This is a genomic window from Klebsiella sp. 2-CIP_Kleb. (assembly GCF_050378715.1).
Classification (GTDB): domain Bacteria; phylum Pseudomonadota; class Gammaproteobacteria; order Enterobacterales; family Enterobacteriaceae; genus Klebsiella; species Klebsiella quasipneumoniae.
Map to the genome: position 1 here is coordinate 342,235 of NZ_JBNRLG010000001.1, position 16,396 is coordinate 358,630.

Below are 16,396 nucleotides of genomic sequence, written 5' to 3' on the forward strand. Positions count from 1 at the left end.
GGAGATTTACTTTTTATTAGGTTTCCTGTTACCCAGGCGTTGCAGCAGCAGGTGAGCAAGTTCTTTGACTTGCAGCGAATAACCTGGCAACCCCCTGAGACGAGGATACGACGGCACGCCACTCATTTTTCACAAGTCTCGCCTGAGGACGTCATTCTCAGGTGTAACAACAGGCTTAACGATGCAGGTAAAACGGTCAGTGTAACCAGCGTGGCAATCAGTAGCCCCCCAATAATCGCATAGGCCATCGGTCCCCAGAATACCTGATGGGAGATGGGGATCATCCCCAGAATGGCGGCACAGGCAGTCAGGCAGATGGGGCGCGCACGATGCTCTGCGGCCGCAATAATGGCGGCATCGCTTGCCATCCCCTGAGCAAGATTGCTGTCAACCTCGCTAATTAGTATGACGGCGTTACGAATGATCATGCCAGCGAGCGCAATCACGCCAAGCAGAGCGACAAATCCCATCGGTGTTCCGCCAGGTAACATAGCCAGTACGATACCCGGTAAACCAAACGGGGCCATCAGTATAGCCAACGCCATACGGGAATAGTTGCGCAACTGGAGCATCAACAGCAAGAGCATGATGACCATTGTCACCGGCAGAACCGCATAGACCGAACTATTACCTTTTTCCGATTCAGCAACCGCGCCTCCTTCTTCAATGCTGTAGCCTTCAGGCAGTTCCGCGCGCAACCTGTCTACCGCTGGTCGCAACGCTGCGGATACTGCTTCGGCGCGAAGTCCCGGTGCGAGGTCAGTTTGCACGGTGATGAAAGGCAAACGCTGTCGACGCCAGATCACCGGATCATCCACGCCCCAGGCTGGTGTGGCAAAGGCGCTGAGGGGGATTTGTTTACCGTCATTCCCCTGAATAGTCAGCGAAGAGAAGGTGGCGAGGTTAAGACGCTCATTGTCCCTGGCCCGGAGCACTACATCAACAAGGCGGTCATTTTCGCGAACCGACGTGACTATACTGCCGGACCAGACGGTATTGAGCATCCGGGCCAGACTTTCTGACGACACACCCGCAGCCCGGGCGGCGGTCTGATTGACCTTGAGGGTCATGACTCTCTCCGGCTCGCCTGCCGTCTGATTAACCTCGCGGGAAGAGGGAGACCGACCAATGACATCACTCAGGCGATTCGCGATCGACCTGACCTTCAGATAGTCAGGCCCACTCACCCGGTATTTGACTGGCCACCCGACCGGGGGCCCAAGTTCCAGGGGCGATACGCGCGTGATGATGTCGCTAAAGCGCGTAGCCAGTATCCTGTTTAACTGTCGATGAAGACGATCCCGCGCTTTAAGATCTTTAGCCACCACCACCATCTGGGCGATATTTTCATTTGCCAGAAGCACATCCATAGGCAGGTAAAAACGGATCGCTCCCGACCCAACGTATGTCGAAAAGCGCTCAACGTTGCGGTTGCCTGCCAGGGCCTTCTCCAGCTTTTCAACCCTATTTTGCGCCTCCGACTGCGAGGCATTTGCCGGTAGCGTCAGGCTTACCAGCAATTCTGGCCTGTCGGAGGCGGGGAAAAACTCCCCCTGCATAAAGGTTGTTCCGTATACGGACAGACCAAGCACAATGAGGGCAATACACACGGTGGCGAAGCGGTGACGCAACGCCTTGCGCAGTAGCCACTGGTATCCGCGGGCCATCCATCCAGGACCTTTCGCCTTCTGTCTGATGTTGTCAGATAACAGCCACGTGCCGGTTAACGGTGAAAACAGGATCGCGACAACCCATGAGCACAGCAGGGCGATGAGCACCACGGCAAACAGGGAAAAGCAATATTCACCGGCGCTGGACGCAGCAAATCCCACGGGAATAAACCCGGCAATCATCACAAGGGTGCCCGTCAGCATCGGAAATGCGGTCGTTTTAAAAGCCCGGGTAGCCGCCTGCCGGCGGGAATCCCCGGCTTCCAGACCAGAGACCATGGTTTCCACGGTGATCATGGCGTCATCGACCAGCAGGCCCAGCGCGATAATCAATGCGCCGAGAGAAATACGCTGCAGACCTATTCCTGCCAGCATCATTCCCGTAAAGGTCATGGCCAGAACCAGGGGGATGGCCGCAGCCACGACCAGTCCAGCTCGTAAACCCAGTGAGACAAACGAAACGGCCAGGACGATCGCCACGGCTTCGATAAGCACCCGGATAAACCCGCTTACGGCGTCGCTGACCACCGCTGATTGATCGGCAACCTTGACCATCTCAATACCGTGCGGCAGCGTGACGCTGATGGCATGCATTTTTGCATTCAGCGCGGCGCCGAAACGCAGCATATTACCCGTCGGCGCCATCGAGATAGCCAGCCCGATGGCGGGTTTGCCGTTGACCCGATAAACCGGTTGGGGAGGCTCGCCGTTTTCCCGGCTAACGGTGGCAATATCCGTCAGAGGAAGGTAACGATCGTTAATATGCAGCGTGACGGCACGTAAGCTCGCTTCAGATGTCAGCTCCCCGCTGACCTTTATCGCCATATTTTCCTGTCCGGTGCGGATTATACCTGCCGGGACAACCGCATTTTGTGCTCTGAGGGCATCCGCTACCTGCTGGATGTTCAGCCCCATACCTGCCAGACGCGCTGGAGAAAAAGAGAGGACTATCTGTTCCTGCTGCTCACCCAGCAGAGTGGTTTTTCCGATATCCGGTAACGACATGAGTTCCCGGCGAATGGTCTCAACTTGGTCCCGGACCTCCCGTAGGGTATAGCCCTCAGGTATAAAGCCATAAATCGTACCGAACGTGTCATCAAACTCGTCGTCGACGGCGGGGCCCTGAACGCCTTCTGGCAACGACGGGGCAATGTCCTGCATTTTCTTACGTACCTGATACCAGATATCCGGCACCTTTTCCGGCGGGGTATCGTCACGAAGATTGACATAAATAACGGTTCTCCCGGCACGGGATTCACTTTCGAGATAATCAAGCCAGGGGGTTTCCTGCAGCTTTTTTTCCAGCGTATCGGTCAGCAGTCGGGTGGTATCCGTTACGGATGCCCCGGGCCATTGCGCGGAAACGACAGCCGTTTTAATCGTAAACGCCGGATCTTCATTACGTGGCAGCTTCTCATAACAGAACGCGCCCATAGCAATGATCAGTAGCATGAAAAAACTGACCATCTGTTGATTATTTAGCGCCCAGGCGGAGAGGTTAACTTTCTCATTCAATACTGGTTTCATGATTCGCACTCCCCGGCAATCACCGGCTCGCCGGAGCGTAATTTACTCACGCCGGCGGTAATTACCCGGTCGCCTGGTTCAAGGCCGCCGGAGATAATGACCGAGGTGGCGGTATAGTATGCTGGCACCACCACGCGAAGCTGTGCCTGCGACTGCGGATTAATTACATAAACTGCCGGTTTGTCGCCGACGCGGCTCAGCGCTGAAGCGGGAAGGGCGTATCCATGCGGGCCGGTTGCGGGTAACGTGACGGTGACGCTGGCGCCCAACGCCATTGCCAGCGGCGGGTTTTGCAGAGTAGCCCTGACGCGCCATGTGCGGGTCTGAGGATCGGCCTGCGGGCTGATATCTCTTAGCGCGGCGGACGCTTGCACCGACGGGTCGCTGAGGAGGGACACTCGCAAGCCAGCCTGTTCCTGTGGCGGGATCGCATCGGGTTTCGCGATATCAAACACCACATCGCGGGCTTCGCCGGTCGCCAGCGTCAACACCGACTGCCCCCCACTGACAACCTGACCCGCAGAGGCGCTTACTTCGGTGATCATGCCGCTTTGCGGCGCAATCAGACGCGTCCAGCCAAGATTTTCCCGGGCATTACGTAACGCGGACTCGCTGTTTTTTAAACGCGCGCGGGCGACAAGCCAGTCCGCGCGGGCGTTATCGAGCTGCGTGCGGGCAATCGCGCCAGTTGGCATAAGCTTTTGCATTCGGCTGACGTTAAGTGCAGCAACCTGAGCAGCGGCTTTGGCTCCTTCATAGTCAGCCTGTGCGCCATCGAGCTGATTCTGACTGGTTGTATTTTCAAGCGTGGCCAGCAGTTGCCCTGCATTCACCCGGTCGCCAATATCGACGCTACGCGTCACTATCCGGCCGCCGGTGCGAAAGCTAAGAATCGTTTCATCGTGCGCATGGATCTCTCCGGTTCTTTCCAGCGCGGGAAGGGTTTGCGCTGAGCCAACGACAACGTAGCGTACCGTTCGAACAGGAACAGTCTTATTACCATGGTTGTCCCCGCATCCGGGCAACAGAAAAATCACCACCGAAAGAATGGTCAGGGGAAGAAAGTGCAGCCAGGAAAGGGTGCGCGCCACGTCGTACAAATGGTGCAGACTGTGGCGGAGGGAGAGTAAAAATTCATCTGACATAACGCCGCTCCATAAAGGTTATGGCGTTATTAAATGCGCGCTTAGTCGAGAAAGATTCGACGTTTTGTCAAGGTATTATCAAGAGCGGCTATTTTCCATCTTAGACGACGTTGAGGGTAACAAAATTGTGACTGCGAGTCCGCCGGTTTCAGGTAACGACGCGCTGATACTGCCTCCATGAGCCTGACAGATCGCGCTAGCGATGGATAAACCGAGACCGCTGCCTCCGGAGTGGCGGGCACGCGACTGCTCCTCCCGGCTAAAACGGTTGAACATTTCCGGCAGGAACTGGGAGGATACCCCCGGGCCGTCATCGCGAAATTCGAGGTAATATTGCCCATTGGCGTAGTGCAGCGTGACATCAAGATGGCCGCCATCACGCCCGTAACGGAGGGCATTTTCCATAAGGATAGTAAAAACCTGGCCCATACGGAACGTATCGCCTTTGAAGGGACACGCCTGAGAATGATGAAGTCTGATGGTAAAACGATGTGCATCAGCCTGGGGCATGATCCATGTCGCCCGTTCCTTAAGCAGCTCATCCAGATAAAAGGGTTCGTTTTCCAGGACCAGATTCCCGGCATCAGACAGCGAGAGCAGATGAAGTTCATCGGTCAGGCGATTCAGGTGCTGAAGCTGTTTCATTACCATGGCCAGTTGCTCCGGGCTGGCATCAAACACGCCATCCAGCATGCCCTGTAAACGTCCAATAGCGGCAGTCAGGGGGGAGCGAAGCTCATGCGCCATGGCCACATGAGAGGTACGTAACTCTTTTTCATAGCGGGCCAGTTTTACCGTCATGGTATTAAAGTCACTCGCAAAGCTGACCATTTCAGCCGGCGCATTCCTGATGAGCTCTGCCTGGCGGCCAAATTGTCCTTCGGCGACGTCCTTTGCCGCATCACGCAGCCGGCTGAACTGCAGCGCCAGTGGCCTGGCATATCTCAATCCCATCACCACAATAAAAGGGATCATGACCAGGACCAGTAACGCCACGGTGACCCAGTCCGCCGAGGCGATGGATGGGGTTGAATAACTCAACCCCCACCAGGTATCGACGATTTGATGGAAGCGCGCCGGGTTGGCCTGCGGGTTCTGGCTGAGCGCAAGAAACTCTTGCCGGACCGATACCGGCATTCTGCCCAGGTTCCAGTAATTCTGCACCGCATAACGTAGCCACATACAGGTCGCAATGACAATTACGCTTCCGATGGCCAGCGCTAATATACGTGCGCAAATCCAGCGCCACAGGGAGGAGTAGCGATTTTTTGTCATGGTTGTCTGAACCGGTAGCCTACGCCGCGAACGTTAACCAGCACGCCGGAAATACCCGCCGCCTCGAGTTTTTTACGCAGGTTATAAATATGGGTATCCACCACGCGCTCCAGGGCTTCACTTTCCGGCAAACAGTGCTCCAGTAAATGCTGGCGGGAAAAAGGTCGTGAAGGAGAGCGCATAAGCGTGGTCAGTAGTGAAAATTCGGTTGGGGTGAGGTCTAACGTCCGCGGTGTGTTGTTCCCGTCGACAATACTCGCCACGATGGCCGTGACATCCACTTCAAGTGATTGCCAGCGAAGGATCTCTTCCTTTGTTTCTTTTTTATTGCTACGGCGCAGTACCGCCTGTACCCGAGCAACAACTTCTCCCGGATGGTAAGGTTTAACAATATAATCATCGGCGCCATAGCGCAAGGCGCCAATACGATCGGGAGTATCGCCCATGGCGGTGACCATGATCACCGGAACATCATTTTTGCGACGCAGGCCAGCCAGGACTTCGGTGCCGTTAAGCCCCGGAAGCATCACATCCAGCAGGATCAGATCGGGTTTCCACCGGTGCGCCATATCCAGCCCGGACAGCCCATCTCCGGTAATGACGACATCGTAATTTTCACGGCGTAAATAGGCTTCGAGCACGCCAGCCGCATCGGCGTCATCTTCAATAATCAGCACTCTTCTGGACAACATCCATTCACCTTGACCGTTTCTTAACACTATCCCGACGATTCATTGATTTTGCCAAAGCATACTGCGCCAACATTTTGTGGCAGCTCCTGCCTCAGGAGAAACCAGCATCCGTGAGGAGAACAGTATGATAGCGCTAAAAAAAGCCCTGTATATGACCGTACCGCTTTTGACGGCCATCACATCCTGTGTACAGGCAAATGATGACGGCTCTTTCACTATCGGGCTTGGGGGGCGCTACGCTCCGCGATACTCAGGTTCAGACAAGCAGGTATGGCAGGTGGTTCCGGTGCTTCAGGGTCGTAACGGCGCTTTCTTTATTGATACACAGAAAGGGGTAGGGTATGACCTGCAGAACGCCAGCGGCTGGTACTTCGAACATACGCTGGGATACGATCTGGGAAGGACGGATAAAAACGCCAGCTGGCGGGCAGGGGCAAATAATCTGAAAGGGATGGGAGACATTGACGTCTCACTGAACACGGCCCTTGCCGTTGGCTGGCAGGCGCTTTCGTGGCTCAGTGTTGAAGGTAAAGCGACGCTGCCTTTAACGGACGGTCAGGGGGTAAGTTACCAGGCATCCTTCACGTTGATTCCCGTTCAAACCGATCAGGACACGATCGCCTTTCAAACGGCGGCCCTGTTTGGCGACATGCGTTACCTGAATACCTGGTATGGCGTGAATCCGGAGCAGAGCCGGCGTTCAGGTTATAGCCGCTATTCAGCACCGGGGGGATTTTATGGCATAGACAACAGTCTGATCTGGAGTCACCAGTTTGATGCCCACTGGGGCACGGTTCTGAGCGCTGACTATACCTGGCTTGGGGAGCATGCCAATCAAAGCCCGATCGTGTTACGACGTAACGAGACGGCACTGGCAGCAGCAGTTACCTGGACATTTTAGGGCGGAGAAAGTGCGGCGCGCGGTTTGCCGGGAACGGTTAAAATTGAGTGAGTCGGCATTGTCTGGCAGATAGGCAACCAGAAGCGAGACCTGATGTTAACCGCGCCGGGAAGCCGGGTGCGGTCAGCGTGTCGCCGTCGGGCGTTCGCCTAATGAACCCAACGACGATCGAGAGCGCCATATGCGTGCCGGAGGAGTTTATGAAAAACGCCATCGCTGGTCCGCGGGAAGTTGTTGGACACGTGGTGCACGGTCGGCATCAGAGTACCGTGAGTGAAAACAGCGCGAGTCATATACAAACGAGTAAGCAGCCGGTGGAGGACAAGATGGAGCCTATGAATTTCATGGGGTAGAGTTGTAACTATGGTTGGGTTACGCGTCCCGATATTCTATTTAACATAATATACATTATGCGAACTAATGTTGTGGTAGGTTAATGGAGATGCCCGTCTCTGGCAATAAGACATGTCCGCGCTACAGTCTAACTATAGCGATCGCTGCTTTCAAAGGATGAGATTAATGACGGCATACGGAACGGAATTTTTCTCAATGAACGATGTTAAAAGACTCAGAATCATTCAGGATATTATCGACCGGCGTCTCACTACGCGTCTCGCGGCCAGCCGCCTGGAGAAATCTGACAGACACTACCAACGGCTACTGGAGCGCTACCATGAACAGGGCCACTTTCACTTGTTAACCGGCGGCGTGGCCAGCCTGGTTTGGCCGTGCCATGAGCGAATTGAACATCACCGGTATCTGTGCCAATACCAGTTCATCCAAGGGCCATGGCTTGCGAAGCCGCCACGCCATGATTTCGACGTTCATCGTCCGCTCGAGAGTGATGAAAATCTGGTAGCAACATTCACCTAACGTGAACAACATAAGGTCTCAAAAAACCTGACATTACAGTATGATAAAAATCTCTATCTGTTTAAGGATAATGAACAAAACAGACGTTTCCAGGGGGAATGCATTGATGTCTGGCAGTATTCGGACGGTTCTATCGAGCTCCGGACTAACGGCACTTCCCTGCCCTTCATAACCTATGACCGGCTGAGAGAGCTGGACCAGGGCGTAATCGTTGACAACAAGCGCCCAGGAAAGGCTCTTGAACCGACCAGCTCTGGTTAAGTGCCTTAGGCGTCACCAGTGGCGCCGGAGTACGTACCAGCAGACACTGCTTTTCCTTGCGGCGAGAAAATTCAGTTTCAGCAGGCAATAAATCCAGTGAACGCGTTTTTCAGAAGGAAGAATACATTACCAATCTGCACGAAGTTTAAGGTCGTAGTAGTATTTTCCCCCTTTCTTTTGATCCATGATACAAATTTAAAAAAAGTTTTTAAATTCATGTCTAATTTGTATTGGGAATGATATATTAAAAAGCAAATCAAACCTAGAGGTAGTTAACATGAAAATAATAACTCTTTATAACCATAAGGGTGGCGTCTCAAAAACGACAACAACTTTTAATCTTTGCAATTATATCTCAGGCACTGGTAAGAAAGTTTTAATGGTTGATGCTGATCCCCAGTGTAATTTAACTGAGATTGCTATGGCAACGGTGATTAAGCAACTTGATGAGCAATCAGAGAAAGAGAACTTAATCAAAGATTTACCAGGAAGTAACATCCTTGAAGTTCTTAACCAAAGAATAAAAGGGGATTCTGCTTTTATTGATTTAGAGAAAGTTGAAGTATGTCAGGTTGCTGAACATCTTGATTTAATTAGGGGGTCAGTTGATCTGTCCTCGATAGAAGATGACTTAGCTGAAGCTCATGTACAAAGAATGAGTAACCGTACAAACCTCATGAGAACATACGTAGCTATAGGTGATTTCTTGGAAAGGCTCGCAACCAAGAATACTTATGATTATGTATTTATTGATGTGGGTCCTAGTTCTGGAGCACTAACTAGAGCATTTTTCTTGGCATGTGATGGATTTTTTATACCCGTTGCTCCCGACCGGTTTAATGTTCAGGCTATTTCTACCCTTAGTCATATTATAGATAGATGGACTAGAGACCATCAACAAGCAATAGAAGCATATAAGGAATTAGGATTTCCAATTCGGGAAGGTAATCCTTCATTTTTGGGGTGTATAGTGCAAGCATTCAAAAAATATTCTGGAGTTGCTAAACCTGGCTATCAGATGTGGATGGATCGTATACCTGTTGAAATTGATGAAAAAATAAAACCGTTAATCGGTGATGAAAAGTATCTGCCTCAATTAGATGATAAGTCTAAAGAGCATACAATCATCATTGAAATCCCTGATTTCAATCAGTTAGCTCCACTAATGCAGGAAGTTGGTAAAGCCGTATTTAACATCCAACAACAAGATACAGCTTTGATTACTAAAAGTGGGGAGCCGTGGAGAGGTAATAACTGGTCAGGAGCTTTAGAAAGGATTAACACCTATCGGGGGCTTTTTAAAAAAGCAGCGGATTCTATTTTTGAATTTGAAAGGAGGAAATAATCATGGACGTCTCTTCACATTATGTTGCTTTCATAGACATTCTGGGCTTTAAAAACATAGTTGAAGAAGAAAAATTGAATCAGTTTGACAAAGGTCTTCTTAAGAATTTATATGAATGCCATATAAGCTGTGAAGATATCTTTAAGGATTTTAATATTGATTTAGTACAGTTTTCAGATTCAATTGTTATTAGCAAAGCGTTTTCGAAAGATTCATTTGAGGAGTTTGCTAAGGCTGTCTCATTATATCAAATTTTGCTTTTGAAAAATGGTTTTTTGTGTCGTGGAGGTATTGCATTAAATAAACATTACAGTAAGTCAGGCTTTATTTTTAGCCCTGCGTTAATTGAAGCCTATAAAGTTGAAAGTGAAAAGGCTATTTATCCAAGGATTGTAATATCCGAAGACTTAATTGACTTCCTTTATCCTTCAAAGGTGATGCCTAATATTCTTTGCAAAGAATATGATGGATTATACTTTATAAATTACATTACAAATGAACTAGATGAAGAAACACATCAGGTTTTGTTATCATTAATTGATAATTGCATTACTAATAAAAACCCTTCTATAGCGCAAAAAGGGCTTTGGTTAGCTGGTTATTCAGATGTGGTTTACCAGACTCAGTCATGCCCTTCCCGGTTTACTCTCTTTAATGATTGAATAACTTTTAAGGGAGATCTTCTCCCTTTTGATCTTTCTACTTATTAAAATGCGCGTTTGAAAAGAAAACTTCTGCAGTACTCTCTGAGGATTTCCTGCCGGTGTTGGACAGGAGAGACAAAGGATACCCATTAGATCGGCCCGCTAATGAGAGCAGCGCTCAGAAGGCGCCGCTTCCGGCGCCCCCTGTGATTCACCTCGCGGCTACTCCTCGTACGCCGCGTGATGGAAATCAATTTCCCACTGCAGTACCTCACCGTAAAGCGCCGACAGCGCCTGCGTTTCTTTTTCACTCAGCGCCATGGCGCAACGGTCGAGTTCGTTCTTTAGCCAGAGCGCCTGCTGATAAAATTCGTCCTCCGCGTGCATTTCCACCCAGCGTCGTAAATCAGCATCGCTCTGATGATGTTCACTCGCCCGTCGGCACCAGCAAGAGTACATCCACTCCGCACCGAACATTAGGGTCACGATCTGTTCATAGCTGCCCTCGCGGGCGGTCCGCAGCATACCGTCGCGAAAGCGCCGTACCCCTGGCAAATCATCCGGGTACTCAGCGGGATCGATCTGCCGCGCAGACAACACCTGTTCAAACCACGCGATCTGTATATCAACCAGGGCATTCAGCACGCCAATCAGCCAGCGCTGCTGTTGAATACCCGGCGCTTTGCTGACCCCGAGGGCAAAAATCGCGATTGCCGTCGCGACAAAGTTGCCCTCAAACACCAGATAGCGGTTGAATACGGCTGTCGGCAGACGATCCTGTTCGATATCAGTCACAAACGGGTGCTGCTGCATCGCCTGCCACGCCGGTTGATGTTCGCGCAGCAGGCGTTCGCTAAACGCTTCCATTAAGCTTCCTCCAAAGCGGCCTGCGCGACCGACATAAAATGCTTCACCCGGGCCAGCTCAACATCGTTCCACCAGACGCCATCGACCTTCATTGTACTGGCCACAATGACCCCCTGAGTCCGCCCGAGGATCTGATTCACGTTAGCCGGTGTCACCCCGGAGCCCACCAGGAGCGGTAGTTCCGTCGCCGCGCGGATCTCGTCAATTTCCGCCATCGTGGCGCTATCGCCCGTACGCTGGCCGGTGGCGATCACCGCGTCAGCCTCGAAGAAATCGACATCGCGCGTCAGCTCCTGAATCGAACGATCAGCGACAATGGCATGGCTACCGTGCTTAACGTGGCTATCGGCAAAAACGCGAATATGTTCAGCGCGCAGCATACTGCGGTAGCGCAGCGCCTTAGCGGCCGCCCCTTCTATAAATCCTTCGTTGGCGATATAGGCGTTGGCCCACTGGTTTACGCGGACAAAATCGGCGCCTCCCGCCAGGGCGATCGCCATTGCCGGGATCGCCGCGTTAGCCAGAACGTTAATGCCCAGCGGCACAGCAAAACGCTCACGAACTTTCTCGGTAATGACCGCCATCAGCGCTGAGGTTTCATGACCGATGTCCTCAGGTTTAGAGAAAGGAATATCGCCATGGTTTTCAATAATCAGACCATGAACACCGCCTGAAATATAATTTTCAGCATCGCGAAGCGCACGTTCAACAATATCCGAGACTGATTTTCCTCGATATTTTGGCGAGCCCGGAAATGGGTCGCAATGAATAACGCCAATAACAGCTTTGTTTCGTGAAAAAATAGCTTGTATTGCATTCGTCTTTTCTGCTGAGATAGCAACCATCTTATCCATCCTGTTAAGGGAACACTATGCGTGTTTACGTTACTGGTAATATTACCGTAGATGAAACCTGGTCCATTCCGGATATACCGAAAAAAGGAGCCTCCATTCACGGCGTTAAAGTTTCGCAGGATATCGGCGGTAAAGGCGCGAACCAGGCGATTATATTATCCCGCTGCGGAATAGAGACGCGTTTAATTGCCGCCACGGGAAATGACAGCAACGGCGCGTGGATCCGCCAGCAGATAAAAAATGAACCACTGACGCTACTACCCGACGGCCATTTCAATCAACATAGCGATACCTCGATTATTTTAAATAGCGCTGATGGCGACAACGCCATCATTACCACTACGGCGACTGCCGACGCATTCCGCCTTGAGGATATTATTCCGCATATGGCGGACGCCGTTGCCGGCGATATTCTGCTACAGCAGGGTAATTTCTCCCTAGATAAAACGCGGGCGCTGTTCCAGTACGCCAGAAGCCGCGGCATGACAACGGTATTCAACCCCTCACCTGTCAATCCAGACTTTTGCCATCTGTGGCCGCTCATCGACATCGCGGTGGTCAATGAATCCGAGGCCGAGCTGCTCCAGCCATACGGGGTGAAAACCTTAGTGATTACCCAGGGCGCCGCAGGCGCCTGGCTGGTTCAGGCGGGACAGCGCCAGTTTTGTCCCGCCGTGCCAGCCGAGGCGATTGATTCGACCGGCGCAGGCGATACGTTCCTCGCCGTCATGTTGGCCTCCGCCCTGCTGCGCGGCGTCGCGCCGGATGCGCTGGCGCTGGCGCACGCTAGTCGCGCTGCCGCCATTACCGTTAGCCGCCGGGGGACGCTCAGCGCGTTTCCCGGCAGCCGTGAGCTCGCCGCCCTGTTAACCCCGGACGGCGCGCGCTGACCTACTTAAACAGCGGACGGTATGAATCGACGTTCGCTTTGGTTACCACCGTCGCCGGAACCAGAATGGTTTTCGGCACGGTTTTACCCGACGTGATGCTGTTCAGCGCATTCAGGGCTTCTGCGCCCATCTTTTCCGGGTCCTGCTGCAGTACGGCGGTGACGTAGCCGCCGTCAATACCGGAAATCGCCTTCGCCGTCAGATCCCAGCCAAAGACTTTAATATCCTTCTGCCGCCCCTGGTTTTCCACGGCGGCGATAGCGCCGAGCAGCGCGGGTTCGCCGGTGGCATAAATCGCTGTCAGATCCGGATTACCGGTGATCAGGTTTTCCGCCGCGGTCATCGCTTTATCCTGCACATTCTGCCCGTCGACCACGTTAGCGATAGTAATCTTCGGATTGCTTTTCAGCGTCTCTTCGAACCCTTTCTGCCGCTGGTTCTGAATGGCCGAATTCAGCGCACCGACAATACCCAGTCGCGCCTGGCCGCCCATCTCTTTCTGCACGTAGTCTACGAAGTATTGACCAATAATTCTGCCGCCTTCAATATTATCAACGCCGACCTGAGCTGCCTGTGGCCCGGCCGGTAATACGGCATCAATCGCAATCACCGGAATGTTTGCGGCGGCGGCTTCTTTAACCGCTGGCATGATCCCGTTAACGTCGATAGCAGCAACCAGAATGCCTTTAACGCCTTGCTGAATATAGTTTTCTATCGCGTCGTTTTGCGCCACGGGATTATCGTTAGAGTTAAAAATAACTAAATCCTTGCCACTGGCTTTGGCCGCATCCTGTGCGCCTTTATTCATCAGATTAAAGAACAGCGCCTGTTGGTTGATTTGTACCAGCGCATAAGTCGGACCGGCAGCGCTGGCAGCAGAAATAAAACTCATTGATGCCAGCATGGTCGTGGCGACAGCAAGGAAACGCAGTTTTCCGGTGTGAAATAACATCATCAGTATCCTCGTCGGGAATAGTTGATAGCCAGCAGAGTTCCGCGCCGCATGCGAACGCAGAAGGATTATTTTTTTGGCGGGCAAATATCGTCTATATCGCCAGAACAATCATCGACCGTTCGGCGGATACCTGCTTAATGTCATCCCGGCAACCGGTCCGTGTCGGTGCGCGACTGGAATAACTTAAACGGGGTTGGGAATGACTTCCCGGATGATGCGGTAAACTGCCTATACAATTCTCTGCTGATTAAAATTTGTCAAGCATTTATTTTTGGTGATTGTTCGCAGAGAAATTGCTGTATCCACCGCGCTTAACTATGTTACAGATAGCCGATTCTGGCAGAAATGGCGCAGGAAATGAGTATAAAACGCGTATTGTTATCCGATGTGGCAAAGCTGGCGGGGCTGTCGAAGGCGACCCTGTCGCGCTATATGAACAACAGTATTGTGCTGCCGCAGGACACCATCGACCGCATCGAAACCGCCATTCGCGAACTGGACTATCGCGGCAATAGCCTGGCACGTCGTCTTAGCAAAGGCGGCAGCGAAACGCTTGGCCTGGTGCTTCCCGATATTACCAACCCCTTCTTTGCCGAACTGGCCGACGCTGCCGAAGAGGCTGCTTCTGCCAGCGGCTACAGCCTGGTGCTGTGTATCACCCGCAACAACCCGGAAAAAGAGTGCCAGTTCATTCGCTGGCTGGATACCTGCCAGGTCGACGGTCTGCTGTTCACCACCAACCGCCCCGATAATGGCCTGCTGCGCAAGGAAGTCCAGCGTCACGAACGCATTGTCCTGCTGGATGAAGATATTCCCGGCAGTAAGGTACCGAAAGTGTTTGCCGATAACGTCCAGGGCGGGCGGATCGCCACCGAAAAACTGATCGCCGCCGGGCATCGCCATATCGCTTTCGTCGGTGGCCCGGACAAGCTGATGAGCGTCCGTGAGCGCTATCAGGGCTTTTGCACCGCGATGGAGCAAGCGGGCCTGAGCTGGCCGCCCGAATGGGTGATGTATGGCGACTACCAGCGCGAGTTTGGCCAGCAGGCGCTGCGGCACCTGTTCAGCCAACCGGTTCGCCCCACCGCCGTCTTCGCGGCCAGCGACTATCTGGTGCTCGGCCTGCTCGATGGCTTGCGCGCCAGCGGGCTCCAGGCGCCGGAGGCGCTTTCGTTAGTCGGCTTCGATGACGCCAACTACGCCGATTTTACCCAGCCGCGGATCTCCACTATCCGTCAGCCCGCCCGCGAACTGGGCCGTACCGCGGTGAACATCATGATGCGCCTGCTAAACGACGATCCGGATATCCCTGCGGAAACCCGCCTGCCGGTTGAATGGATTGGCCGCGACTCGATCAAGATCTGTTAAGCCCGTTCCAAAATGGCGCAAAAGCGCCCGCTTTTGGCGCAAAAAACGATCAATTAACAATTTATTCACTATAATCAGTAAACCGGTTTACCGGATTTTATTCAATTAAGTGTATTGAATACATAAGGTTAAGTTACAGGGCTGCTGTGTGGTTCCTGCCCTGGCACGGATGCTGCAACGTTCTTACTGGCGAACAAATATCTTACATAGCGTTTGTCCTGACTGCCCTGGCGAGTGCTCTATTCCGCAGGTAAACCGGTTTACTAGATTGTAAACCGTGTCGGATAGAGTCCCTCCCGCAGGATGGCGAACATTTTCCCGGCCACAGCGATGGGAGTTATCAGATGCAGCAGCCACAAACTACCCCGCCAAGGGTAGAGATGATCAATATCACCAAGACCTACGGGTCGATACGCTCATTGCGCGGAGTCAACCTTGAGCTGGCCCCGGGCGAAGTGCTGGGCTTAGTGGGCGATAACGGTGCGGGGAAATCCACCCTCACCAAAGTGCTCTCTGGCGCAGTGATCCCCTCCAGCGGCACGATTCGTATCGACGGTGAACAGCAGCAGTTTACGAACCCGGCCGATTCGCGCCGCTGCCATATCGAGATGGTCTACCAGGATCTGTCGCTCTGCGACACGGTCGACGTCGCGGGCAATCTGTTTATGGGCCGTGAGCCGATGAAATCGGTCCTCGGTATCCCCTTTCTCGACGAAGCCAAAATGCACGCCGATGCCAGAGAGATGCTTAAAGGGCTGGGGATATCTATTCCGGATACCCGGCTGCTGGTGCGAAATCTCTCCGGCGGCCAGCGCCAGGCTATAGCCATCGCCCGCGCGGCGGCCTTTGACCCGAAAGTGCTGATTATGGATGAGCCCACCGCCGCGCTGGCCGTCGCGGAGGTCGAAGCGGTTCTGGAACTCATTCGCCGCGTTTCCGCTCGCGGGGTGAGCGTGATCCTGATTACCCACCGCCTGCAGGACCTGTTCCTGGTCTGCGACCGGATCATGGTGATGTATGAAGGCACTAATGTCGCCGACAGACGGGTGTCCGACACCAGCCTGAACGATATCGTTAACCTGATTGTGGGCGAAAAGTTCACCGCCCGCTCTGCGGCTGCACATTGAGG

The 16,396-nt window shown here is 52.8% G+C and carries 13 protein-coding genes and 2 pseudogenes; 7 read left to right on the top strand and 8 right to left on the bottom strand.

What is annotated here, in order from left to right:
* Positions 1 to 122: 122 nt before the first annotated feature.
* The 4 genes from ACQUTP_RS01710 to ACQUTP_RS01725 all read right to left on the bottom strand — a co-directional run bounded on the left by ACQUTP_RS01710 (position 123) and on the right by ACQUTP_RS01725 (position 6,309).
* Complete coding sequence (locus ACQUTP_RS01710; RefSeq protein WP_211774150.1) at positions 123 to 3,197, bottom strand: efflux RND transporter permease subunit; 3,075 nt, start codon at positions 3,195 to 3,197, stop codon at positions 123 to 125.
* A complete protein-coding gene (locus tag ACQUTP_RS01715) occupies positions 3,194 to 4,342 on the bottom strand; it encodes an efflux RND transporter periplasmic adaptor subunit (protein ID WP_285756006.1) in 1,149 nt (382 codons plus the stop codon). Before ACQUTP_RS01715 ends, ACQUTP_RS01710 begins: the two co-directional genes overlap by 4 nt.
* A gap of 78 nt (positions 4,343 to 4,420) precedes the next feature.
* A complete protein-coding gene (locus ACQUTP_RS01720; protein WP_032456048.1) occupies positions 4,421 to 5,617 on the bottom strand; it encodes a sensor histidine kinase in 1,197 nt (398 codons plus the stop codon).
* On the bottom strand, positions 5,614 to 6,309 hold the full coding sequence (locus ACQUTP_RS01725) for a response regulator (RefSeq protein ID WP_004205879.1): 696 nt from the start codon (positions 6,307 to 6,309) through the stop codon (positions 5,614 to 5,616). Before ACQUTP_RS01725 ends, ACQUTP_RS01720 begins: the two co-directional genes overlap by 4 nt.
* A gap of 124 nt (positions 6,310 to 6,433) precedes the next feature.
* On the opposite strand from ACQUTP_RS01725, the gene ACQUTP_RS01730 reads away from it, so the two are divergent.
* Positions 6,434 to 7,210: a MipA/OmpV family protein gene (locus ACQUTP_RS01730; RefSeq protein ID WP_135731120.1), complete on the top strand. Its 777-nt coding sequence runs from the start codon at positions 6,434 to 6,436 to the stop codon at positions 7,208 to 7,210.
* Between the two features lie 798 nt (positions 7,211 to 8,008).
* Positions 8,009 to 8,326, top strand: a pseudogene (locus ACQUTP_RS01735) (ISNCY family transposase); the annotation flags it as partial.
* Here the strand turns inward: ACQUTP_RS01735 and ACQUTP_RS01740 are convergent.
* Positions 8,325 to 8,458: pseudogene (locus tag ACQUTP_RS01740) on the bottom strand (IS3 family transposase); the annotation flags it as partial. The pseudogenes ACQUTP_RS01735 and ACQUTP_RS01740 sit on opposite strands and share 2 nt — an antisense overlap.
* A 163-nt stretch (positions 8,459 to 8,621) precedes the next feature.
* On the opposite strand from ACQUTP_RS01740, the gene ACQUTP_RS01745 reads away from it, so the two are divergent.
* On the top strand, positions 8,622 to 9,689 hold the full coding sequence (locus tag ACQUTP_RS01745; RefSeq protein WP_100098424.1) for a ParA family protein: 1,068 nt from the start codon (positions 8,622 to 8,624) through the stop codon (positions 9,687 to 9,689).
* 2 nt (positions 9,690 to 9,691) lie between these two features.
* Positions 9,692 to 10,351 carry a hypothetical protein gene (locus ACQUTP_RS01750; RefSeq protein WP_032456051.1) on the top strand — a complete coding sequence of 220 codons (660 nt, stop codon included), beginning with the start codon at positions 9,692 to 9,694 and terminating at the stop codon, positions 10,349 to 10,351.
* Between the two features lie 204 nt (positions 10,352 to 10,555).
* Here the strand turns inward: ACQUTP_RS01750 and ACQUTP_RS01755 are convergent, their stop codons facing one another.
* Both ACQUTP_RS01755 and ACQUTP_RS01760 read right to left on the bottom strand, forming a co-directional pair.
* The gene (locus tag ACQUTP_RS01755; RefSeq protein ID WP_080846697.1) at positions 10,556 to 11,200 is read right to left on the bottom strand and encodes a TenA family protein; all 645 of its coding nucleotides are present in this window, start codon (positions 11,198 to 11,200) and stop codon (positions 10,556 to 10,558) included.
* Positions 11,200 to 12,045: a BtpA/SgcQ family protein gene (locus tag ACQUTP_RS01760; protein ID WP_080846698.1), complete on the bottom strand. Its 846-nt coding sequence runs from the start codon at positions 12,043 to 12,045 to the stop codon at positions 11,200 to 11,202. The genes ACQUTP_RS01755 and ACQUTP_RS01760 overlap by 1 nt, the downstream gene beginning before the upstream one ends.
* A gap of 26 nt (positions 12,046 to 12,071) precedes the next feature.
* Here ACQUTP_RS01760 and ACQUTP_RS01765 point away from each other — a divergent pair, with 26 nt between their 5' ends.
* Positions 12,072 to 12,944 (top strand): PfkB family carbohydrate kinase, encoded by an 873-nt coding sequence (locus tag ACQUTP_RS01765; RefSeq protein ID WP_080846700.1) that lies wholly within the window; start codon positions 12,072 to 12,074, stop codon positions 12,942 to 12,944.
* 1 nt (position 12,945) lies between these two features.
* Here ACQUTP_RS01765 and ACQUTP_RS01770 read toward each other — a convergent pair whose 3' ends face one another.
* Complete coding sequence (locus ACQUTP_RS01770) at positions 12,946 to 13,899, bottom strand: ABC transporter substrate-binding protein (protein WP_004176159.1); 954 nt, start codon at positions 13,897 to 13,899, stop codon at positions 12,946 to 12,948.
* 345 nt (positions 13,900 to 14,244) lie between these two features.
* Between ACQUTP_RS01770 and ACQUTP_RS01775 the strand changes: the two genes are divergently transcribed.
* Positions 14,245 to 15,267, top strand: a complete 1,023-nt coding sequence (locus ACQUTP_RS01775) for a LacI family DNA-binding transcriptional regulator (RefSeq protein WP_040188243.1) — start codon at positions 14,245 to 14,247, stop codon at positions 15,265 to 15,267.
* 380 nt (positions 15,268 to 15,647) lie between these two features.
* Positions 15,648 to 16,394 (top strand): ATP-binding cassette domain-containing protein, encoded by a 747-nt coding sequence (locus tag ACQUTP_RS01780; RefSeq protein WP_072199055.1) that lies wholly within the window; start codon positions 15,648 to 15,650, stop codon positions 16,392 to 16,394.
* The last annotated feature ends 2 nt before the right edge of the window (positions 16,395 to 16,396 follow it).